Origin of the sequence: Nissabacter archeti, from assembly GCF_018257325.1 — a bacterium.
Taxonomy (GTDB): domain Bacteria; phylum Pseudomonadota; class Gammaproteobacteria; order Enterobacterales; family Enterobacteriaceae; genus Chimaeribacter; species Chimaeribacter arupi.
On record NZ_JAERKB010000005.1, the window covers coordinates 127,035 to 145,716 of the forward strand.

At 58.2% G+C, this 18,682-nt stretch carries 15 protein-coding genes; 11 read left to right on the forward strand and 4 right to left on the reverse strand.

Annotation, left to right across the window (positions count from 1 at the left end):
• Genes leuD through leuA form a run of 4 tightly spaced genes read right to left on the reverse strand, consistent with a single transcriptional unit; the run spans nt 1 to nt 4,685 of the window.
• Nucleotides 1-603 carry a 3-isopropylmalate dehydratase small subunit gene (gene leuD / locus JK232_RS08170; RefSeq protein WP_101833915.1) on the reverse strand — a complete coding sequence of 201 codons (603 nt, stop codon included), beginning with the start codon at nt 601-603 and terminating at the stop codon, nt 1-3.
• Between the two features lie 11 nt (nt 604-614).
• Nucleotides 615-2,015 carry a 3-isopropylmalate dehydratase large subunit gene (gene leuC, locus JK232_RS08175; RefSeq protein ID WP_072928802.1) on the reverse strand — a complete coding sequence of 467 codons (1,401 nt, stop codon included), beginning with the start codon at nt 2,013-2,015 and terminating at the stop codon, nt 615-617.
• A gap of 1 nt (nt 2,016) precedes the next feature.
• Nucleotides 2,017-3,108 carry a 3-isopropylmalate dehydrogenase gene (gene leuB / locus JK232_RS08180; RefSeq protein ID WP_072928804.1) on the reverse strand — a complete coding sequence of 364 codons (1,092 nt, stop codon included), beginning with the start codon at nt 3,106-3,108 and terminating at the stop codon, nt 2,017-2,019.
• A 2-nt stretch (nt 3,109-3,110) separates the two neighbouring features.
• A complete protein-coding gene (leuA, locus tag JK232_RS08185; protein ID WP_101827977.1) occupies nt 3,111-4,685 on the reverse strand; it encodes a 2-isopropylmalate synthase in 1,575 nt (524 codons plus the stop codon).
• An 838-nt stretch (nt 4,686-5,523) separates the two neighbouring features.
• Here leuA and leuO point away from each other — a divergent pair.
• The 11 genes from leuO (at nt 5,524) to mraY (ending at nt 18,682) form a co-directional block, all read left to right on the forward strand.
• A complete protein-coding gene (gene leuO, locus JK232_RS08190) occupies nt 5,524-6,489 on the forward strand; it encodes a transcriptional regulator LeuO (RefSeq protein WP_101827976.1) in 966 nt (321 codons plus the stop codon).
• 569 nt (nt 6,490-7,058) lie between these two features.
• The gene (ilvI, locus tag JK232_RS08195) at nt 7,059-8,777 is read left to right on the forward strand and encodes an acetolactate synthase 3 large subunit (protein ID WP_072928814.1); all 1,719 of its coding nucleotides are present in this window, start codon (nt 7,059-7,061) and stop codon (nt 8,775-8,777) included.
• 2 nt (nt 8,778-8,779) lie between these two features.
• The gene (gene ilvN / locus JK232_RS08200; RefSeq protein ID WP_165698431.1) at nt 8,780-9,271 is read left to right on the forward strand and encodes an acetolactate synthase small subunit; all 492 of its coding nucleotides are present in this window, start codon (nt 8,780-8,782) and stop codon (nt 9,269-9,271) included.
• A 260-nt stretch (nt 9,272-9,531) separates the two neighbouring features.
• Nucleotides 9,532-10,536 (forward strand): catabolite repressor/activator, encoded by a 1,005-nt coding sequence (cra, locus tag JK232_RS08205; protein WP_212589051.1) that lies wholly within the window; start codon nt 9,532-9,534, stop codon nt 10,534-10,536.
• Nucleotides 10,537-11,252: 716 nt separating this feature from the next.
• Entirely contained in the window at nt 11,253-11,711 is a 459-nt protein-coding gene (gene mraZ, locus JK232_RS08210) for a division/cell wall cluster transcriptional repressor MraZ (RefSeq protein ID WP_072928818.1), read from the forward strand.
• Between the two features lie 2 nt (nt 11,712-11,713).
• Nucleotides 11,714-12,655: a 16S rRNA (cytosine(1402)-N(4))-methyltransferase RsmH gene (rsmH, locus tag JK232_RS08215; protein WP_072928820.1), complete on the forward strand. Its 942-nt coding sequence runs from the start codon at nt 11,714-11,716 to the stop codon at nt 12,653-12,655.
• A complete protein-coding gene (gene ftsL, locus JK232_RS08220) occupies nt 12,652-12,972 on the forward strand; it encodes a cell division protein FtsL (RefSeq protein WP_072928822.1) in 321 nt (106 codons plus the stop codon). Before rsmH ends, ftsL begins: the two co-directional genes overlap by 4 nt.
• Nucleotides 12,973-12,995: 23 nt before the next feature.
• Nucleotides 12,996-14,774, forward strand: a complete 1,779-nt coding sequence (locus tag JK232_RS08225; protein ID WP_072928824.1) for a peptidoglycan glycosyltransferase FtsI — start codon at nt 12,996-12,998, stop codon at nt 14,772-14,774.
• Nucleotides 14,761-16,248 carry a UDP-N-acetylmuramoyl-L-alanyl-D-glutamate--2,6-diaminopimelate ligase gene (gene murE, locus JK232_RS08230; RefSeq protein ID WP_101827974.1) on the forward strand — a complete coding sequence of 496 codons (1,488 nt, stop codon included), beginning with the start codon at nt 14,761-14,763 and terminating at the stop codon, nt 16,246-16,248. The genes JK232_RS08225 and murE overlap by 14 nt, the downstream gene beginning before the upstream one ends.
• Complete coding sequence (gene murF, locus JK232_RS08235; RefSeq protein ID WP_212589052.1) at nt 16,245-17,606, forward strand: UDP-N-acetylmuramoyl-tripeptide--D-alanyl-D-alanine ligase; 1,362 nt, start codon at nt 16,245-16,247, stop codon at nt 17,604-17,606. The genes murE and murF overlap by 4 nt, the downstream gene beginning before the upstream one ends.
• Nucleotides 17,600-18,682 carry a phospho-N-acetylmuramoyl-pentapeptide-transferase gene (gene mraY / locus JK232_RS08240; protein WP_072928831.1) on the forward strand — a complete coding sequence of 361 codons (1,083 nt, stop codon included), beginning with the start codon at nt 17,600-17,602 and terminating at the stop codon, nt 18,680-18,682. Before murF ends, mraY begins: the two co-directional genes overlap by 7 nt.

Sequence of the window (18,682 nt, forward strand, 5' to 3'; positions counted from 1 at the left end):
TTAACGCATAAAGGCCGGCTGTTTTGCTTCGTAGTTGCTTATCTCGGCGTCATGTTGCAGCGTCAGGCCGATGCTGTCCAGCCCGTTGATCATGCAGTGGCGGCGGAAGCTGTCAATCTCAAACGGGTAACGCTGGTCGCCTGCGATCACCTGCTGCTGCTCCAGGTCCACGGTGAAGGTGATGCCCTCGTTTTCCGCCACCAGGCGGAACAGCGTCTCCACATCCGCTTCGCTCAGGGTCACCGGCAACAACTGGTTATTAAACGCGTTGCCGTAGAAAATATCGGCAAAGCTCGGCGCGATGATCACCTTAAAGCCGTAATCGGTCAGCGCCCACGGGGCGTGCTCACGTGAGGAGCCGCAACCGAAGTTTTCACGTGCCAGCAGAATTGTCGCACCCTGATAGCGCGGGGCGTTCAGGATGAACTCCGGGTTCGGCACCTGACCGGCATCATCCAGAAAACGCCAGTCGTTGAACAGGTGCTGGCCAAAGCCGGTGCGCGTCACTTTTTGCAGGAACTGTTTCGGGATGATGGCATCGGTGTCGACGTTGGCCGCGTCCAGCGGCACAACCAGACCGGTATGCTGGGTAAATTTCGCCATGAAAATGCTCCTTAATTCAGTTCGCGGATGTCAGCAAAGTGGCCGGTGACCGCCGCAGCGGCTGCCATTGCCGGGCTGACCAGGTGGGTGCGGCCGCCACGGCCCTGACGGCCTTCAAAGTTACGGTTGCTGGTGGACGCGCAACGCTCGCCGGGGTTCAGGCGGTCATTGTTCATCGCCAGGCACATCGAGCAGCCCGGCAGACGCCATTCAAACCCGGCTTCCAGGAAGACTTTGTCCAGCCCTTCCTGTTCCGCCTGCGCTTTCACCGGGCCGGAGCCCGGCACCACAATCGCCTGTACCCCGGCGGCCACTTTGCGCCCGCGGGCGATGGCGGCGGCAGCGCGCAGATCCTCAATGCGTGAGTTGGTGCAGGAGCCGATAAAGACTTTATCAATTGCCACATCGGTGAGTTTGATGCCCGGCTTCAGGCCCATGTAAGCCAGCGCTTTCTCGGCGGAGGCACGCTCCACCGGGTCACTGAAGGAGTCCGGGAACGGGATGTCCTGATTCACGGCGATCACCTGGCCGGGGTTGGTGCCCCAGGTCACCTGCGGGGCGATGTCGGCGGCGTCCAGGGTGACGACGCTGTCAAAGTGCGCGCCCTCATCCGATTTCAGCGTTGACCAGTAGGCCACGGCGGCGTCCCAGTCGCTCTCTTTCGGCGCAAACTGGCGGCCTTTCAGGTAGGCGAAAGTGGTGGCGTCCGGCGCGACCAGGCCCGCTTTGGCCCCCATCTCAATTGCCATGTTGCACAAGGTCATGCGGCCTTCCATGCTCAGCGCTTCAATCGCCGAACCACAGAATTCCACCACATGGCCGGTGCCGCCGGCGCTGCCGGTTTTGCCGATGACGGCCAGCACGATGTCTTTGGCGGTGATGCCGGAAGCTGCGTCGCCGTTGACTTCAATTTTCATGGTTTTGGCGCGGCCCTGTTTCAGGGTCTGGGTCGCCAGCACGTGCTCCACCTCAGAGGTGCCGATGCCGAACGCCAGCGAGCCGAACGCGCCGTGGGTGGCGGTGTGGGAGTCGCCGCAGACGATGGTCATGCCCGGCAGCGTCATGCCCTGTTCCGGGCCGATAACGTGCACGATGCCCTGAAACGGGTGGTTCAGGTCATACAGTTGTACGCCGAACTCCGCACAGTTCTTGATAAGCTCCTGCATCTGGATGCGGGCCATTTCGCCGGAGGCATTGATGTCTTTGGTCTGGGTCGAGACGTTGTGGTCCATGGTGGCGAAGGTTTTGCCCGGCTGGCGCACCGGGCGGCCCATCGCACGCAGGCCGTCGAACGCCTGCGGAGACGTCACCTCATGCACCAGGTGGCGGTCGATATAGAGCAGCGGCGTCTCGTTGGGCGCTTCGTGGACCACATGGGCATCAAATAATTTCTGGTATAAGGTCTTGGCCATGTTATGCCCCTTCTTTCACAAAGCGGGCGATGATGTCGCCCATGTCACCGGTAGAAATGGCGTTGCCGTTTCCGGCCAGGTCGGCGGTACGGAAACCCTGTTCCAACGCCTGATTGACGGCGCGCTCAATGGCGTCGGCCGCGTCATCCGCACCCAGGCTGTAACGCAGCAACAGCGTCAGGGAGAGGATCTGGGCAATCGGGTTGGCGATGCCTTTGCCGGCGATGTCCGGCGCGGAACCGCCCGCCGGCTCGTACAGCCCAAAGCCCGCTTCATTCAGGCTGGCAGACGGCAGCATCCCCATTGAGCCGGTGATCATCGCGCACTCGTCGGAGAGGATGTCACCAAATAAGTTAGAGCAGAGCAGCACATCAAACTGTGAGGGATCTTTAATCAGCTGCATGGTGGCGTTGTCGATGTACATATGGCTCAGCGCCACATCCGGGTAATCCTTCGCGACCCCGTTAACCACCTCACGCCACAGGATCGAGCTTTGCAGCACGTTGGCTTTGTCGATCGAGGTGACTTTGCTGCGGCGCTTGCGGGCCGATTCAAACGCGATGCGCGCGATGCGTTCAATCTCAAAACGGTGGTAGACCTCGGTATCGAATGCTTTCTCCTGCGGCCCCTGGCCTTCACGCCCTTTCGGCTGGCCGAAGTAAATGCCGCCGGTCAGCTCACGCACACACAGGATGTCAAAGCCACGCGCGGCGATGTCGGCACGCAACGGGCAGAAGGCTTCCAGCCCGGTGTAAAGGCGCGCCGGACGCAGGTTGCTGAACAGTTTGAAGTGTTTGCGCAGCGGCAACAGCGCGCCGCGTTCCGGTTGCTGGTCCGGCGGCAGGTTTTCCCATTTCGGGCCGCCCACTGAGCCGAACAGAATCGCGTCTGCCTGCTCACACCCGGCCACGGTGTCGGCCGGCAGCGGGCTGCCGTGTTTGTCGATGGCCGCGCCGCCGACATCATATTCGCGGGTGGTGATCGCGAGATTAAAACGCTGACGCACTGCGTCGATCACTTTGTACGCCTGGGCCATCACTTCCGGGCCGATGCCGTCACCGGGTAAGACGGCAATGTGGTGGGTTTTGCTCATGTTCACACCGTTTCCTGATTATTTTGTTGTGAAGTGGTTTGCAGGCGCTGTTTCTCTTTTTCTACCTGCTTGCTGCGCCAGATGCAGTTCAGCACGTGCACCATCGCTTTGGCGGAGGACTCGACGATGTCGGTGGCCAGGCCCACGCCGTGGAAGCGGCGGCCCTCGAAGGAAACCACGATATCGACCTGGCCCAGCGCGTCGCGGCCGTGGCCTTTGGCGGTCAGCTGGTATTTCACCAGTTCAATCTGGTAGCCGGTGATGCGGTTGATCGCCTGGTAGACGGCGTCCACCGGGCCGTTGCCGGTCGCCGCTTCGGTCTGCACGTCGTCGCCGCAGCCCAGGTTGACGGTGGCGGTGGCGGTGATGCTGGAACCGGACTGCACGTTGAAGTTGTCCAGACGGTAGAACTCCGGCTCCTCCTGCTGTTTGTTGATAAACACCAGCGCTTCCAGGTCGTAATCAAACACCTGGCCTTTTTTGTCAGCCAGTTTCAGGAAGGCGCTGTAGAGGGCGTCCAGGTTAAAGTCGCTCTCCTTATAGCCCATCTCTTCCATACGGTGTTTTACCGCGGCGCGGCCGGAGCGGGAGGTCAGGTTCAGCTGCACCTGGTTCAGGCCGATGGATTCCGGCGTCATGATTTCGTAGTTCTGGCGGTTTTTCAGCACGCCGTCCTGGTGGATGCCGGAGGAGTGGGCGAAGGCGTTGGAACCGACAATCGCTTTGTTGCCCGGAATCGGCATGTTGGTGATCTGGCTGACGATCTGGCTGGTGCGGTAGATCTCTTTATGGTTGATGTTGGTGTGCACGTTCAGGATGTCTTCACGGGTTTTGATCGCCATGATGACTTCTTCCAGCGCGGTGTTACCGGCGCGCTCGCCGATACCGTTCAGCGTGCCCTCAACCTGGCGCGCCCCCGCCTGCACGGCGGCGATGGAGTTGCCGACCGCCATGCCCAGGTCGTCATGGCAGTGTACGGAGATGATCGCTTTATCAATGTTCGGCACGCGGTTGTACAGGGTGGAGATAATGCCGCTGAACTGGTGCGGCGTGGTGTAGCCCACGGTGTCCGGGATGTTGATGGTGGTGGCCCCGGCGGTGATAGCGGCTTCCACAATCCGGCACAGGTTATCAATCGGCGTGCGGCCGGCATCTTCACAGGAGAATTCGACGTCGCTGGTGTAGTTGCGGGCGCGCTTCACCGAGCGGACAGCCATCTCCATCACATCATCAAAGGTGCGTTTCAGCTTGGATTCAATGTGCAGCGTGGAGGTGGCCAGGAACACGTGGATGCGGAAGGCTTCCGCCACCCGCAGTGCTTCGGCGGCGACATCGATGTCATGGTCTACACAGCGCGCCAGCCCGCAGACGCGGCTGTTTTTGATCTGGCGGGCGATGGTCTGCACGGATTCAAAATCGCCGGGGGAGGAGACAGGAAAGCCGACTTCCATGACATCAACACCCATTCTTTCCAGTGCCAGCGCAACCTGCAGTTTTTCGTTCACGCTCAGGCTGGCTTGCAAGGCTTGTTCACCGTCGCGCAGGGTGGTATCGAAAATAATCACTTGTTGGCTCATGGGGTTAATCCTTTTAGTTGTCTCGTTTCGCGCCCAGCGAGTAAAAAAAAACCCGCGCAATGGCGCGGGTTTTCATCTGGGAGAGGGCTGAATCAGTTTGGGATCCCGGCCACCGCCATACCGCGCAAATAAGATGCGTGAAGTAGTAGGCTGGTTAGGCGGGTGATAATAAACATGATGTGTCAGCGTCCCGTTATCTTGTAAAAAAGTCGTTGCCTAATTTGATACGTTATCAGGATGGCCTTGTCAACCCTGCCTCCTGAAATAGCATTCCGGCGCCCGGCGCACCGCCACAGGATAAAACACTGCCCTTGAAACCGTTACTGACGGAATATGTTGCCGGTCAGAGATCCCGCAAATGATTTGCCGAAAGCGGGCAAACCAGGTTTATTTGATTTTTATCATGGCGTGGGTTTTGGTTTCTGGTTTTAACACAGATTTATCGTTCCCTGTTATCTATTGTTATTTGTGATGAGAGGATTGAGGAGGGTTTAAAGAAATAATTGATATATCATGATGTTAGTAAACAGTTTATTGATAATGAATTTATTATTCTATTTTGCTCATGTTGTCTGTCATAAGAGCATGTGTTCATATTAGCCCAACAAATAAACAGGCATGATAGTTGGTGGCCACTGTTAACTGACAGTTAATTATAAATACTGCGCAGTGACGGGAGCCATGGGTTATCCCTCAAGCACGCGCCTGTTTTTCGTGATGACTTCTCCCCCGTGGTATTGATAACAGCCGGCGGCGTGGAGGCTACTAAATAAGATCCTGCCCTGGACGGAAATCCCTTTGAGTTATTTTTCTGTCTGCCGGCCTAATGGAGTCAACCATGTCTGATACTGTTTTAACGTTGGAACAAGACATTGAACATGAAATTGAAAAAGAAGTTGAAGAAGTTCAGTTGCGTGATTTTGATTTAAATTTACTGACGGTATTTGACGCCGTGATGCAGGCGCAGAATATTACCCGTGCGGCAGAGAGCCTGGGGATGTCTCAGCCGGCGGTCAGTAATGCCGTGGCGCGGCTGAAAATGATGTTTAATGATGAGTTGTTTGTGCGTTATGGCCGCGGCATTCAGCCCACGGTGCGCGCCCGCCAGCTGTTCGGCCCGGTACGCCAGGCGCTGCAACTGGTGCTCAATGAGCTGCCGGGGGCCGGCTTTGAACCGGCCACCAGCGATCGCCTTATTTCGCTCTCGATCAGCAGCCCGCTGGATATCCGCCTGGCACCTAAAATTTATAATGTGGTGGCTGAACATGCGCCCAATGTGCAATTACGGCTGACCTCCTGCTTTGATGAGAATATTGAGCATCAGCTGCGTTATCAGGACGTGGAATTTTTTATCAGTTATAAAACGTTTGAAAGCGAGATGTTTTGCAGTGATGTGCTGTTCAAGGATGAAGTGGTGCTGGTCTGTTCTTCTGCCCATCCGAATATTAAAACGCTGAGCAACCGTGAAAATTATTTAAAAGAGCACCATGCGGTGGTGGATTTCTCCCGGCCCGGTTCTTTCAGCTCAGAATTTTATTCGACCGCCGAAGCGCGCCGGGCGATTGTTTATCAGGCCAATGATTTAAGCAGCGCCATGAATATTGTCTCACAAACGGAGATGATTACGCTCGCGCCGCGCTGGCTGGCCTCTGAATATATGCAGATGCTGAACATTACCTTGCTGCCGATTACCTGGATGGAAAACACCATGAAATGTTATCTGAGCTGGCATAAGGCCGCAGATAAAGATCGTGCCCACCAATGGTTGCGCAACCTGTTGAACCAGTCTAAATCCTCGTTATAACGCCTTTTATGGCGGGCCGGTCAGGGAAATACCCGCCGGCCCGCTGCATTGGCGGTCCCCCTCGGCCGCGCACCATTGATGCTGGGCGTGCCGCACTGAGCAAACGATTATCCTGTGACGCAGTCCGCAAAAAATCCCCTTTCTGCCGGGTGCCTTTCCCCGGTTTCACCAAAATAACGCAGCCAGAAAATGACGGCAGCCCCGGCTGTGCGGCCGCTGCGCATTTCCCGGTGCAGGTTGCCCTTTTTCAGGGCCGCATCACTGCGCACCGGCCGGGCGTTATTTTGCTGCATCATTTACTTCTGTGTTTATTCCCCGCTGCACTATATTTTCTGAGCGTAATGCCGGTTCTCCAGTGAATAATCTCTTTTCCGCACACATTGGCAGGGCGGGATTAATTCAGCGGCCTTCGCCGGGCTTTTTTGCTGTTTGCCTGGCCCAAATTCTGACGTTAAGGTAATCCGTTATATCCGAACAATAATAATAACTGGGCCACGCCCGATATCCACAGAATGGCGGGGAAGGAGTCTCCCCATTCAGTAATGAAAACAGAAGCCTGGAGGCGAGTCATGGAGATGTTGTCAGGAGCCGAGATGGTTGTCCGGTCGTTAATCGATCAGGGCGTCAAGCATGTGTTTGGTTACCCCGGCGGGGCGGTGCTTGATATCTACGATGCGTTGCATACCGTAGGCGGGATTGATCACATTCTGGTGCGCCACGAACAGGGCGCAGTGCATATGGCGGACGGGTACGCCCGCGCGACCGGCGAAGTCGGCGTGGTGCTGGTCACCTCCGGCCCCGGCGCGACCAATGCCATTACCGGCATCGCCACCGCCTACATGGATTCCATCCCGATGGTGGTGCTCTCCGGGCAGGTTCCCAGCTCCCTCATCGGCTATGACGCCTTCCAGGAATGCGACATGGTGGGGATCTCCCGCCCGGTGGTCAAACACAGCTTCCTGGTGAAGCGCGCCGAAGATATTCCCACCATCCTGAAAAAAGCGTTTTATCTGGCATCCACCGGCCGCCCCGGCCCGGTGGTGATCGACCTGCCGAAAGATGTGGTGAGCCCGGCGGTAAAACTGCCGTACACCTACCCGGAGCAGATCGCCATGCGCTCCTACAACCCGACAGTGCAGGGGCACCGCGGGCAGATCAAACGTGGGTTGCAAACGCTGCTGGCGGCGAAAAAACCGGTGCTGTATGTGGGCGGCGGGGCGATCACCGCGGCCTGTGAGGCGGAACTGCTGCAACTGGCGGAAAGCCTGAACCTGCCGGTGACCAGTTCGCTGATGGGGCTGGGCGCGTTCCCCGGCTCGCACCGCCAGAGCCTGGGGATGCTCGGGATGCACGGCACCTTTGAGGCCAATATGGTGATGCACCACACTGACCTGATTTTTGCTGTCGGCGCACGCTTTGATGACCGCACCACCAACAATCTGATGAAGTACTGCCCAAATGCCACCGTGCTGCACATCGACATCGACCCGACGTCGATTTCCAAGACCGTTAACGCCGATATCCCGATTGTCGGCGATGCGCGCCAGGTGCTGACCCAGATGCTGGAACTGCTGGCGCAGGGGAGTGGGGAGCAGGACGGCGCCGCGCTGCAAAGCTGGTGGCAGGAGATTGAACAGTGGCGCGCCCGGCAGTGCCTGGCCTATGAGAAAGGCGGCAAGACCATCAAGCCGCAGGCGGTGATCGAAACGCTCTACCGCCTGACCAACGGCGACGCCTATGTCACCTCCGATGTCGGCCAGCACCAGATGTTCGCCGCGCTTTACTATAAATATGACAAACCGCGCCGCTGGATTAACTCCGGTGGCCTCGGCACCATGGGCTTTGGCCTGCCGGCGGCCCTCGGGGTGAAACTGGCGCTGCCGGAAGAGACCGTGGTCTGCGTGACCGGTGACGGCAGCATCCAGATGAACATCCAGGAGCTGTCGACCGCGCTGCAATATGGCCTGCCGGTGGTGGTGGTCAACCTGAACAACCGCTATCTGGGCATGGTGAAGCAGTGGCAGGATATGATCTACTCCGGCCGCCACTCCCAGTCCTATATGGAGTCGCTGCCGGACTTCGTGAAACTGGCGGAAGCCTACGGCCACGTCGGGATCGCCATCCGCACGCCGGAAGAACTGGAGAGCAAGCTGGCGGAAGCGCTGGCCCTGAAGACCCGCCTGGTGTTTGTGGACATCACCACGGATGAGACGGAGCACGTCTACCCGATGCAGATTCGCGGTGGCGGGATGGATGAAATGTGGTTAAGCAAAACGGAGAGGACCTGATCATGCGCCGGATTTTATCGGTATTACTGGAAAACGAATCGGGCGCACTGTCCCGCGTGGTCGGCCTGTTCTCCCAGCGTGGCTACAATATCGAAAGCCTGACGGTCGCCCCGACCGATGACCCGACGCTCTCCCGCATGACTATCCAGACGGTGGGGGACGAGAAGGTGATTGAGCAGATCGAAAAGCAGCTGCATAAGCTGGTGGACGTGCTGCGCGTCACCGAACTGGCGCAGGGCGCGCACGTCGAGCGCGAGATCATGCTGGTGAAAGTGCAGGCCAGCGGCTACGGGCGTGAAGAGGTGAAGCGCTGTGCGGATATTTTCCGCGGCCAGATCGTGGATGTGACGGCCACGCTTTACACCGTTCAGCTGGCCGGAACCAGCGATAAGCTTGATGCATTTTTGAGCGCGGTGCGCGATGTGGCTGAGATCATGGAAGTGGCCCGCTCCGGCGTGGTCGGGGTGTCGCGCGGCGATAAAATCATGCGCTAACCACGTAAAACAACAGGCTTAATTAGCCGGAAGGGCCGGGCAGAATATGTCCGGCCCTTTTTTTGCGGGCCCGCTGATACCTTTCGGCAAAACACCTTGCTCCACTCAGGCGATTGGGGTTAGATAAATACAGGTTATTTATCCCGGCTGCCTGATTCACCTGCTTATAACGATAATCAGCCGGGAAATATTGGCTGTGCGCCGTTCCTGTACCCTGCATGGAACCGGCGGAATATCACTTTAAGCAATGAGAGGACGTCGTGAAACTGGATGAAATCGCGCGGTTAGCCGGTGTTTCGCGTACTACGGCCAGTTACGTCATTAATGGCAAAGCGAAGCAGTACCGTGTCAGCGATAAAACCGTTGAGAAAGTCATGACGGTCGTCAGACAGCATAACTACCACCCTAATGCCGTGGCGGCCGGGTTGCGTGCCGGCCGGACGCGCTCCATCGGGCTGGTTATCCCCGATCTGGAAAATACCAGCTATACCCGTATCGCCAACTACCTGGAACGCCAGGCCCGCCAGCGCGGCTACCAGTTGTTGATCGCCTGTTCGGAAGACCAGCCGGATAACGAAATGCGCTGTGTGGAGCATCTGTTGCAGCGCCAGGTCGATGCGATTATCGTCTCGACGTCGCTGCCGCCTGAGCACCCGTTCTACCAACGCTGGGCAAATGATCCCTTCCCGATTATTGCCCTGGACCGGGCGCTGGACCGTGAAAACTTCGTCAGTGTGGTCGGGGCCGATCAGGAGGATGCGCGGATGCTGGCCAACGAGCTGCGCAGCTTCCCGGCGGAATCCATCCTTTACCTGGGCGCGCTGCCGGAGCTGTCAGTGAGTTTCCTGCGGGAGCAGGGGTTCCGTGAGGCGTGGGAAGGGGATACGCGGCCTATCAGCTATCTCTATGCCAACAGTTTTGAGCGCGCTGCCGCCGGTGAGCTGTTCCGTAAATGGTTGAAAAGCAACCCGATGCCGCAGGCGTTGTTTACCACCTCTTTTCCGCTGTTGCAGGGGGTGATGGATGTGGCACTGGCGCAACAGGGCCATTTGCCGACCGATCTGATTATCGCGACCTTCGGCGACAATGAGTTACTCGACTTCCTGCAATGCCCGGTGCTGGCCGTGGCTCAACGCCACCGGGACGTGGCCGAACGGGTACTGGAGCTGGTGCTGGCCAGCCTGGATGAGCCGCTGAAACCTAAACCGGGGCTGACCCGCATCCGCCGTAATCTTTATCGCCGCGGCGCGTTAAACCGTAAATAAAATGCCGGTGCAACAAGGTTGCACCGCAATTATTCCGACCTTTATCGGCCGCGCATTTGCATTCTTTACACATTTTTACGTGCAATAAAGGGCGGCAGGGAAAAAGCGAAAGGAATCGAAATAATTTATGTAAGAATTTAATTCAACGTTGTCGGCGGCCAATTAAGATGAATCTTAATAATAACGGCTGTTATATAACATGCTGTCATCTAATAACAGGCTTCGCTTATTTGCTGCGCCCGGCAGCAGTTTAATAAAAGAAAAGAGAAATAAATGCCGAAAATTACCTGGCCTTTAATCAATCTCCTTTATGTTCAGCAGGTTAATCATTATGTAAACACCGGGCTGGTGCAGCCTGCGGCTTTCAACCCCGGCCCCTGCGCGGCGTTGCCCGGCAGTGAGGCACCGTCAAAAGCCTGTTAAAAATGGGATATTGATAACAGAAGAATATAAGAAGCTATTTATTGTTCAATTTGCTTTTTTTTTAATCTATCCGGCAGTGATTAGAAAATTTTCCTCAGCTAATCATAACGTTATTATTTATAACGCGACGAAAGTTTAGCAGGGCAGTGAATTCCGCTCTGCTAACCCCTCAGAAATATTGCGAAACCGCCTCCGCGCTGGCTTGACAAGGTTTTCATACCCTCCGTAAACTCTTTTGGGTGGGAATTTGTGGGGGAAAGTGGTGAAAATGGTTATCAAGGGGTAATTCAGCCATGTTCCGAGGGGCGACGCTCGTTAACCTCGACAGTAAAGGGCGGCTCGCCGTACCAACCCGATACCGGGAAATGCTGACCGAGGGTTCCCAAGGCCAACTGGTTTGTACCATTGACCTTCACCAGCCCTGCTTACTGCTTTATCCCCTCCCGGAATGGGAAGTCATAGAACGAAAATTGTCCCGTCTGTCGAGCATGAACCCCGCCGAGCGCCGCGTACAGCGCCTGCTTCTGGGCCATGCCAGTGAGTGTCAGATGGATAACGCCGGGCGGTTGCTGATTGCCGGTACGCTGCGCCAGCACGCCGGGCTCACCAAAGAAGTGATGCTGGTCGGGCAGCTCAACAAGTTTGAGCTGTGGGATGAACAGACCTGGTATCAACAAGTTAAGGAAGATATTGACGCTGAGCAATCGAGTCAGGAGCCCTTGTCTGACCGGTTACAGGATTTGTCATTATAAGCATGTTGGAAAATTATAAGCATAAGACCGTGTTGCTTGATGAGGCCGTTAACGGCCTGAACATCCGCGGCGACGGCATTTACATCGACGGTACTTTTGGTCGCGGCGGCCACTCTCGCCTGATTCTGTCCCAGCTCGGGCCGGACGGGCAACTGCTGGCGATTGACCGTGACCCTCAGGCCATCCAGGCTGCCCAGTCTATCACCGATCCCCGGTTCACTATCGTACACGGCCCGTTTTCCGAGTTGTCGCACTATGTGCGCGAACGCGGCCTGGAAGGGAAGATCGACGGTATTTTGCTCGACCTTGGCGTCTCTTCCCCTCAACTGGACGACCCGGAGCGCGGTTTCTCCTTTATGCGTGATGGCCCGCTGGACATGCGCATGGACCCGTCCCGTGGCCTGTCGGCTGCGGAATGGCTGCAGAAGGCCGAGGCCGAGGACATCGCCTGGGTGCTCAAAACCTTTGGCGAGGAGCGTTTTGCCAAACGTATTGCCCGTGCCATTGTGGAGCGTAACCGTGAACTTCCGATGACACGTACCAAAGAGCTGGCTGAGCTGATTGCCGCCGCCACGCCCATCCGTGACAAACACAAGCACCCGGCGACCCGCAGCTTCCAGGCTATCCGCATCTATATCAACAGCGAGCTGGAAGAGATTGAGCGTGCGCTCGACGGCGCGCTGGAGGTGCTGGCCCCCGGCGGCCGCCTTTCCGTCATCAGCTTCCACTCCCTGGAGGATCGCATCGTGAAGCGCTTTATGCGCCAGCACAGCCGTGGCCCGCAAGTGCCGGCCGGGCTGCCGATGACCGAACAGCAGTTAAGTGAGCTGGGCGGCCGGTCGCTGAAAGTGGTCGGCAAAATGATGCCGTCAGAACCGGAAGTGGCCGAGAACCCGCGCGCGCGCAGTTCCGTGCTGCGCTTTGCTGAGAGGACCGGCGCGTGATCGGCACTGAGCGGCATGGCCTGGTCGGCGTTATCGGCGGTGATCTGCTGCGCCACGGCAAAATCCCGGTGATCTTACTGATCGCCGTGCTGGTCTCCGCCATTCTGGTGGTGACCACCGCTCACCGTACCCGCCTGTTAACAGCAGAACGTGAACAACTGGTCCTGGAACGGGACGCGCTGGATATCGAATGGCGCAACCTGATTCTGGAAGAGAATGCCCTGGGCGATCACAGCCGGGTTGAGCAGATCGCCACGCAGAAGCTGCAGATGCAGCATGTCGATCCTGCACAGGAAAATATCGTGGTTAAACAATAATTACCGGAGCCGATAAGTCGCGCATGAAAGCCAAAGCCACACGTGGAGTGAAGTTAAAACGCCAGGAAGATCAAGCCAGCTTTGTCAGCTGGCGTTTTGCGTTGCTGTGTGGCTGCATTTTGCTGGCGCTGGTAGGGCTGATGTTGCGGGTGGCGTATCTGCAGGTGATTAACCCTGACCGGCTGGTGAGGGAAGGGGATATGCGTTCGCTGCGGGTGCAGCAAATCCCGACCTCACGCGGCATGATCAGTGACCGGGCCGGGCGGCCGCTGGCGGTGAGTGTGCCGGTCAACGCCATCTGGGCCGATCCGAAAGAGCTGAACGAGCATGGCGGCATTACGCTGGATACCCGCTGGAAAGCGCTCTCCGATGCGCTCTCCATCCCGCTCGACCAGCTCTCCGCCCGCATCAACGCCAACCCGAAAGGGCGCTTTGTTTACCTGGCACGCCAGGTGAACCCGGCTATCGGCGAGTACATCCATAAACTGAAACTGCCGGGGATTTTTCTGCGTCAGGAGTCACGCCGCTACTATCCGGCCGGCCAGGTGACGGCGCATGTAATCGGCGTGACCAACATTGACGGCAAAGGCATTGAGGGCGTGGAAAGCAGCTTCAACCGCTGGCTGACCGGCCAGCCGGGCGAACGTACGGTGCGTAAAGACCGCTACGGCCGGGTGATTGAAGACATCTCCTCCGTAGACAGCCAGGCGGCACATAACCTGGCGCTCAGCATTGATGAGCGGTTACAGGCGCTGGTCTACCGTGAGCTGAACAACGCCGTGGCGTTCAACAAAGCGGAGTCAGGCACCGCGGTACTGGTGGATGTGAACACCGGCGAAGTGCTGGCGATGGCCAACAGCCCGTCCTATAACCCGAACAATTTGAGCGGCACCCCGCAGGAAGCGATGCGTAACCGCGCCATCACGGACATCTTTGAGCCGGGTTCCACCGTCAAACCGATGGTGGTGATGACGGCGCTGCAACATGGCGTGGTGCGTGAAAACACCGTGCTCAATACGTTGCCCTACCGGGTAAATGGCCACGAGATCAAAGACGTGGCGCGCTATAACGAGCTGACCCTGACCGGGGTTCTGCAAAAATCGAGTAACGTCGGTGTGTCAAAGCTGGCGTTAGCGATGCCCTCCTCGGCGCTGGTAGAAACTTACTCGCGCTTCGGGTTGGGAAAAGCGACCAATTTGGGGTTGGTCGGAGAGAGCAGTGGCTTATATCCCCATAAACAACGGTGGTCTGACATAGAGAGGGCCACCTTCTCATTCGGCTACGGGCTGATGGTAACGCCGTTACAGTTAGCACGTGTTTACGCCACCATCGGCAGCCTGGGCATTTACCGCCCGCTGTCGATCACCAAGGTTGACCCGCCGGTCTCCGGGGAGCGCGTCTTCCCGGAACAACTGGTGCGCACGGTTGTGCACATGATGGAAAGCGTCGCCCTGCCGGGCGGCGGCGGCACCAAAGCCGCCATCAAGGGTTACCGCATCGCCATCAAGACCGGTACGGCGAAGAAAGTCGGCCCGGACGGCAGGTACGTGAATAAATATATCGCCTATACCGCCGGTGTTGCTCCGGCCAGTAACCCGCGCTTTGCGCTGGTGGTGGTCATTAATGATCCACAAGCCGGTAAATACTACGGCGGTGCGGTCTCGGCACCGGTATTCGGTGCCATCATGGGCGGCGTGCTGCGCACCATGAATGTGGAGCCGGATGCGTTGACGACCCCGCCAACCGGCGAGAAAAATGATTTGGTAAATAACAAAAATGAGGGTTCAGGTGGCCGATCGTAATTTGCGCGACTTACTCGCTCCTTGGGTGTCCGATGCCCCTGAGTGCGCGCTGCGGGAAATGACACTGGACAGCCGCGTGGCGGCTGCCGGGGATCTGTTTGTGGCGATTAAAGGCCATCAGGCAGATGGGCGCCGCTATATCCCGCAAGCCATTGCCCAGGGTGTGGCTGCCGTCGTGGCCGATGCAGACAGCCCGGCTGAGCACGGCACGCTGACCATCCTGCATGGCGTACCGGTTATCGCTATCCACGGCCTGCACCAGCAGCTTTCCGCGCTGGCAGGCCGCTTCTATCAGCAACCGGGCGAAAAACTGCGCCTGGTTGGCGTTACCGGCACCAACGGGAAAACCACCACCAGCCAGTTGCTGGCGCAGTGGAGCCAGGCGCTGGGCGATACCAGCGCGGTCATGGGCACCATCGGTAACGGCCTGCTGGGCCAGGTGGTTCCGGCAGAAAATACCACCGGCTCCGCCGTGGATGTGCAGCAGGCGCTGCACCAACTGACGGAAAAAGGAGCGACCTTCGCCGCGATGGAAGTCTCCTCGCACGGTCTGGTGCAGCACCGGGTTGCGGCGTTGCCGTTTGCCGCCGCGCTGTTTACCAACCTGAGCCGCGATCACCTGGATTACCACGGTGATATGGCCGCCTATGAGGCGGCGAAATGGCTGCTGTTCTCCACCCATCAGGTGGGGCAAAAAATTATCAATGCTGACGATGAGGTCGGCCTGCGCTGGTTGCAACAACTGCCGGATGCGGTAGCGGTCTCTGTCGACGGCAAGGTGCCGGCAGGGTGGGGCGGTCATTCGCTCACCGCCCATGCCGTGCAGTACCACGATAACGGCGTCCGGGTGGAGTTTAGCTCCAGCTGGGGCAATGGCGTACTGGAAGCGCGGCTGATCGGCGCGTTCAACGTCAGCAACTTACTGATGGCGCTGGCGACCTTGCTGGCACTGGGTTACCCGCTGGCGGCCCTGCTGGACGCTGCACCGCAGCTTCAGCCGGTCAGTGGCCGGATGGAAGTCTTCAGCGCACCGGGCAAACCCACTGTCGTGGTGGATTATGCCCACACACCGGACGCCCTGGAAAAAGCCCTGGCGGCGGCGCGCCTGCACTGCACCGGCAAACTCTGGTGCGTGTTTGGCTGCGGCGGCGATCGCGACAAAGGCAAACGTCCGCTGATGGGCGGCATTGCCGAACAGTATGCCGATCGCGTCGTGGTAACGGACGACAACCCGCGCAGTGAAGAACCTCAGGCGATTGTCGCAGACATCCTGCGCGGCATGCTGGACGCCGGGCGGGCGCAGGCCATTCATGGCCGTGCTGAGGCAGTGACCAACACGATTATGCAGGCGAAACCAGACGATCTGGTGCTGATTGCCGGTAAAGGGCATGAGGATTACCAACTGGTGGGCAACCGCCGCCTTGACTATTCCGACCGTCTGACGGTCGCGCGGCTGCTGGGGGTGATGGCATGATCGCAGTCTCCCTGCACACCCTGGCAGAGGTGCTGGACGCCGAGCTGATTGGCGAGGATGTCCTGATTGACGCCGTGGCCACCGATACGCGTAAGCTGAGCGTCGGCAGCCTGTTTGTGGCGCTGAAAGGCGAAAATTTTGACGCCCATACGTTTGCTGACAATGCCGTGGCTGCCGGTGCGGCCGCGCTGCTGGTCAGCCGCCGGGTAGACGCCGATGTGCCGCAACTCTGCGTGGCGGATACCCGCATTGCGCTCGGCCAGTTAGGGGCCTGGGTTCGCCGGCAGGTGCCGGCGCGCGTGGTGGCGCTGACCGGTTCCTCCGGGAAAACCTCTGTGAAAGAGATGACTGCCACCATTCTGCGTGAATGCGGCAATGTGCTGTTTACCCAGGGTAATTTTAACAATGACATCGGCGTGCCGCTGACGCTGTTACGCCTTGAGCCGCAGCATGATTTTGCCGTGGTGGAGATGGGCGCAAACCATATCGGTGAAATTGCCTACACCACCGCGCTGGTGCAGCCGGAAACCGCGCTGGTGAATAACCTCGCTGCCGCGCACCTGGAGGGCTTCGGCTCATTGGCGGGCGTGGCGCAGGCCAAAGGTGAAATTTTTGACGGGCTGCCGCCCCAGGGCGTGGCGATCCTGAATGCGGACAGCCATGACTGGCCGCACTGGCAGGCGAAGCTGGCCGGCAAAACGGTCTGGCGTTTTGCGCCGCAGGCTGCCGCAGGCGTGGACTTTTTCGCCAGTGACATCGTGATAGACCAGCAGGGCACGGCGTTTACCCTGCATTCGCCGTTTGGTGAAGTAAGTGTTCGCTTACCTCTGCCGGGGCGTCATAACGTGGCGAATGCGCTGGCGGCCACCGCGATGGCGATGTCCGTCGGTGCCTCATTAGAGGCCGTGCGCCGCGGGCTGTCACAGCTTCAGGCGGTACCGGGGCGTTTGTTCCCGATTACGCTGGGGCAGGGCAGGTTGCTGCTTGATGACAGCTACAACGCCAACGTTGGCTCGATGACGGCCGCAGCGCAGGTGCTGGCAGAAATGCCGGGCTACCGCGTGATGGTCGTGGGCGATATGGCGGAACTCGGCGCAGAGAGCGAGGCGTGCCACCGTCAGGTGGGCGAGGCCGCGAAAGCCGCCGGGATTGATAAAGTATTGAGCGTTGGGCGCGAGAGCCGGCTGGTGAGTGAGGCCAGCGGCTGTGGCGAACATCTTCAGGATAAGACAGCAGTGGCAGCCCGGTTAACGAGCTTACTGTCTGAACATGCGGTAATTACCGTTTTGGTTAAAGGTTCACGTAGTGCCGCAATGGAGCAGGTAGTACGCGCGTTACAGGAGAATGCAACATGTTAGTTTGGCTGGCCGAGCATCTGGTCAAGTATTATTCCGGCTTCAACGTCTTTTCTTACCTGACGTTCCGCGCCATTGTCAGCCTGCTTACTGCGCTGTTTATCTCTCTGTGGATGGGCCCGCGCCTGATCGCCTATCTGCAAAAGCTGCAGATTGGCCAGGTCGTGCGTAATGACGGCCCGGAGTCGCATTTCAGCAAACGCGGCACCCCGACAATGGGCGGGATTATGATCCTCACCTCTATCACCATTTCGGTGCTGATGTGGGCCTATCCTTCTAACCCCTATGTCTGGTGCGTGCTGTTTGTGCTGGTGGGTTACGGCATTGTGGGCTTTGTGGATGACTACCGCAAAGTGGTGCGCAAAAACACCAAAGGGCTGATTGCCCGCTGGAAATATTTCTGGCAGTCGGTGATTGCGCTGGTGGTGGCGTTTGCGCTGTATGCCATCGGCAAAGATACCCCGGCGACGCAGCTGGTGGTGCCGTTCTTTAAAGACATCATGCCGCAGCTGGGCCTGCTTTATATTCTGCTGTCGTACTTTGTGATTGTCGGCACCAGCAACGCTGTCAACCTGACCGATGGCCTTGACGGCCTCGCGATTATGCCGACTGTGTTTGTCGCGGCCGGGCTGGCGCTGGTCTCCTGGGCGACCGGGAACATGAATTTTGCCGGTTACCTGCATATTCCTTATCTGCGCCATGCCGGTGAACTGGTGATTGTCTGTACGGCGATTGTCGGCGCGGGGCTGGGTTTCCTGTGGTTTAACACCTACCCGGCGCAGGTCTTTATGGGTGACGTCGGCTCACTGGCGCTGGGCGGCGCGCTCGGCACCATCGCCGTGCTGCTGCGTCAGGAGTTCCTGCTGGTGATTATGGGTGGGGTATTCGTGGTGGAAACCCTGTCCGTTATCCTGCAGGTCGGTTCTTTCAAGCTGCGCGGCCAGCGCATCTTCCGGATGGCGCCGATTCACCACCACTATGAATTGAAAGGCTGGCCGGAACCGCGCGTGATTGTGCGCTTCTGGATTATTTCGCTGATGCTGGTGCTGATTGGCCTGGCGACGCTGAAGGTGCGGTAA

Coding starts and splice junctions, on each gene's coding strand:
- leuD (WP_101833915.1), bottom strand. CDS start 603: ATGGCGAAATTTACCCAGCATACCGGTCTGGTTGTGCCGCTGGACGCG.
- leuC (WP_072928802.1), bottom strand. CDS start 2,015: ATGGCCAAGACCTTATACCAGAAATTATTTGATGCCCATGTGGTCCAC.
- leuB (WP_072928804.1), bottom strand. CDS start 3,108: ATGAGCAAAACCCACCACATTGCCGTCTTACCCGGTGACGGCATCGGC.
- leuA (WP_101827977.1), bottom strand. CDS start 4,685: ATGAGCCAACAAGTGATTATTTTCGATACCACCCTGCGCGACGGTGAA.
- leuO (WP_101827976.1), top strand. CDS start 5,524: ATGTCTGATACTGTTTTAACGTTGGAACAAGACATTGAACATGAAATT.
- ilvI (WP_072928814.1), top strand. CDS start 7,059: ATGGAGATGTTGTCAGGAGCCGAGATGGTTGTCCGGTCGTTAATCGAT.
- ilvN (WP_165698431.1), top strand. CDS start 8,780: ATGCGCCGGATTTTATCGGTATTACTGGAAAACGAATCGGGCGCACTG.
- mraZ (WP_072928818.1), top strand. CDS start 11,253: ATGTTCCGAGGGGCGACGCTCGTTAACCTCGACAGTAAAGGGCGGCTC.
- rsmH (WP_072928820.1), top strand. CDS start 11,714: ATGTTGGAAAATTATAAGCATAAGACCGTGTTGCTTGATGAGGCCGTT.
- JK232_RS08225 (WP_072928824.1), top strand. CDS start 12,996: ATGAAAGCCAAAGCCACACGTGGAGTGAAGTTAAAACGCCAGGAAGAT.
- murF (WP_212589052.1), top strand. CDS start 16,245: ATGATCGCAGTCTCCCTGCACACCCTGGCAGAGGTGCTGGACGCCGAG.
- mraY (WP_072928831.1), top strand. CDS start 17,600: ATGTTAGTTTGGCTGGCCGAGCATCTGGTCAAGTATTATTCCGGCTTC.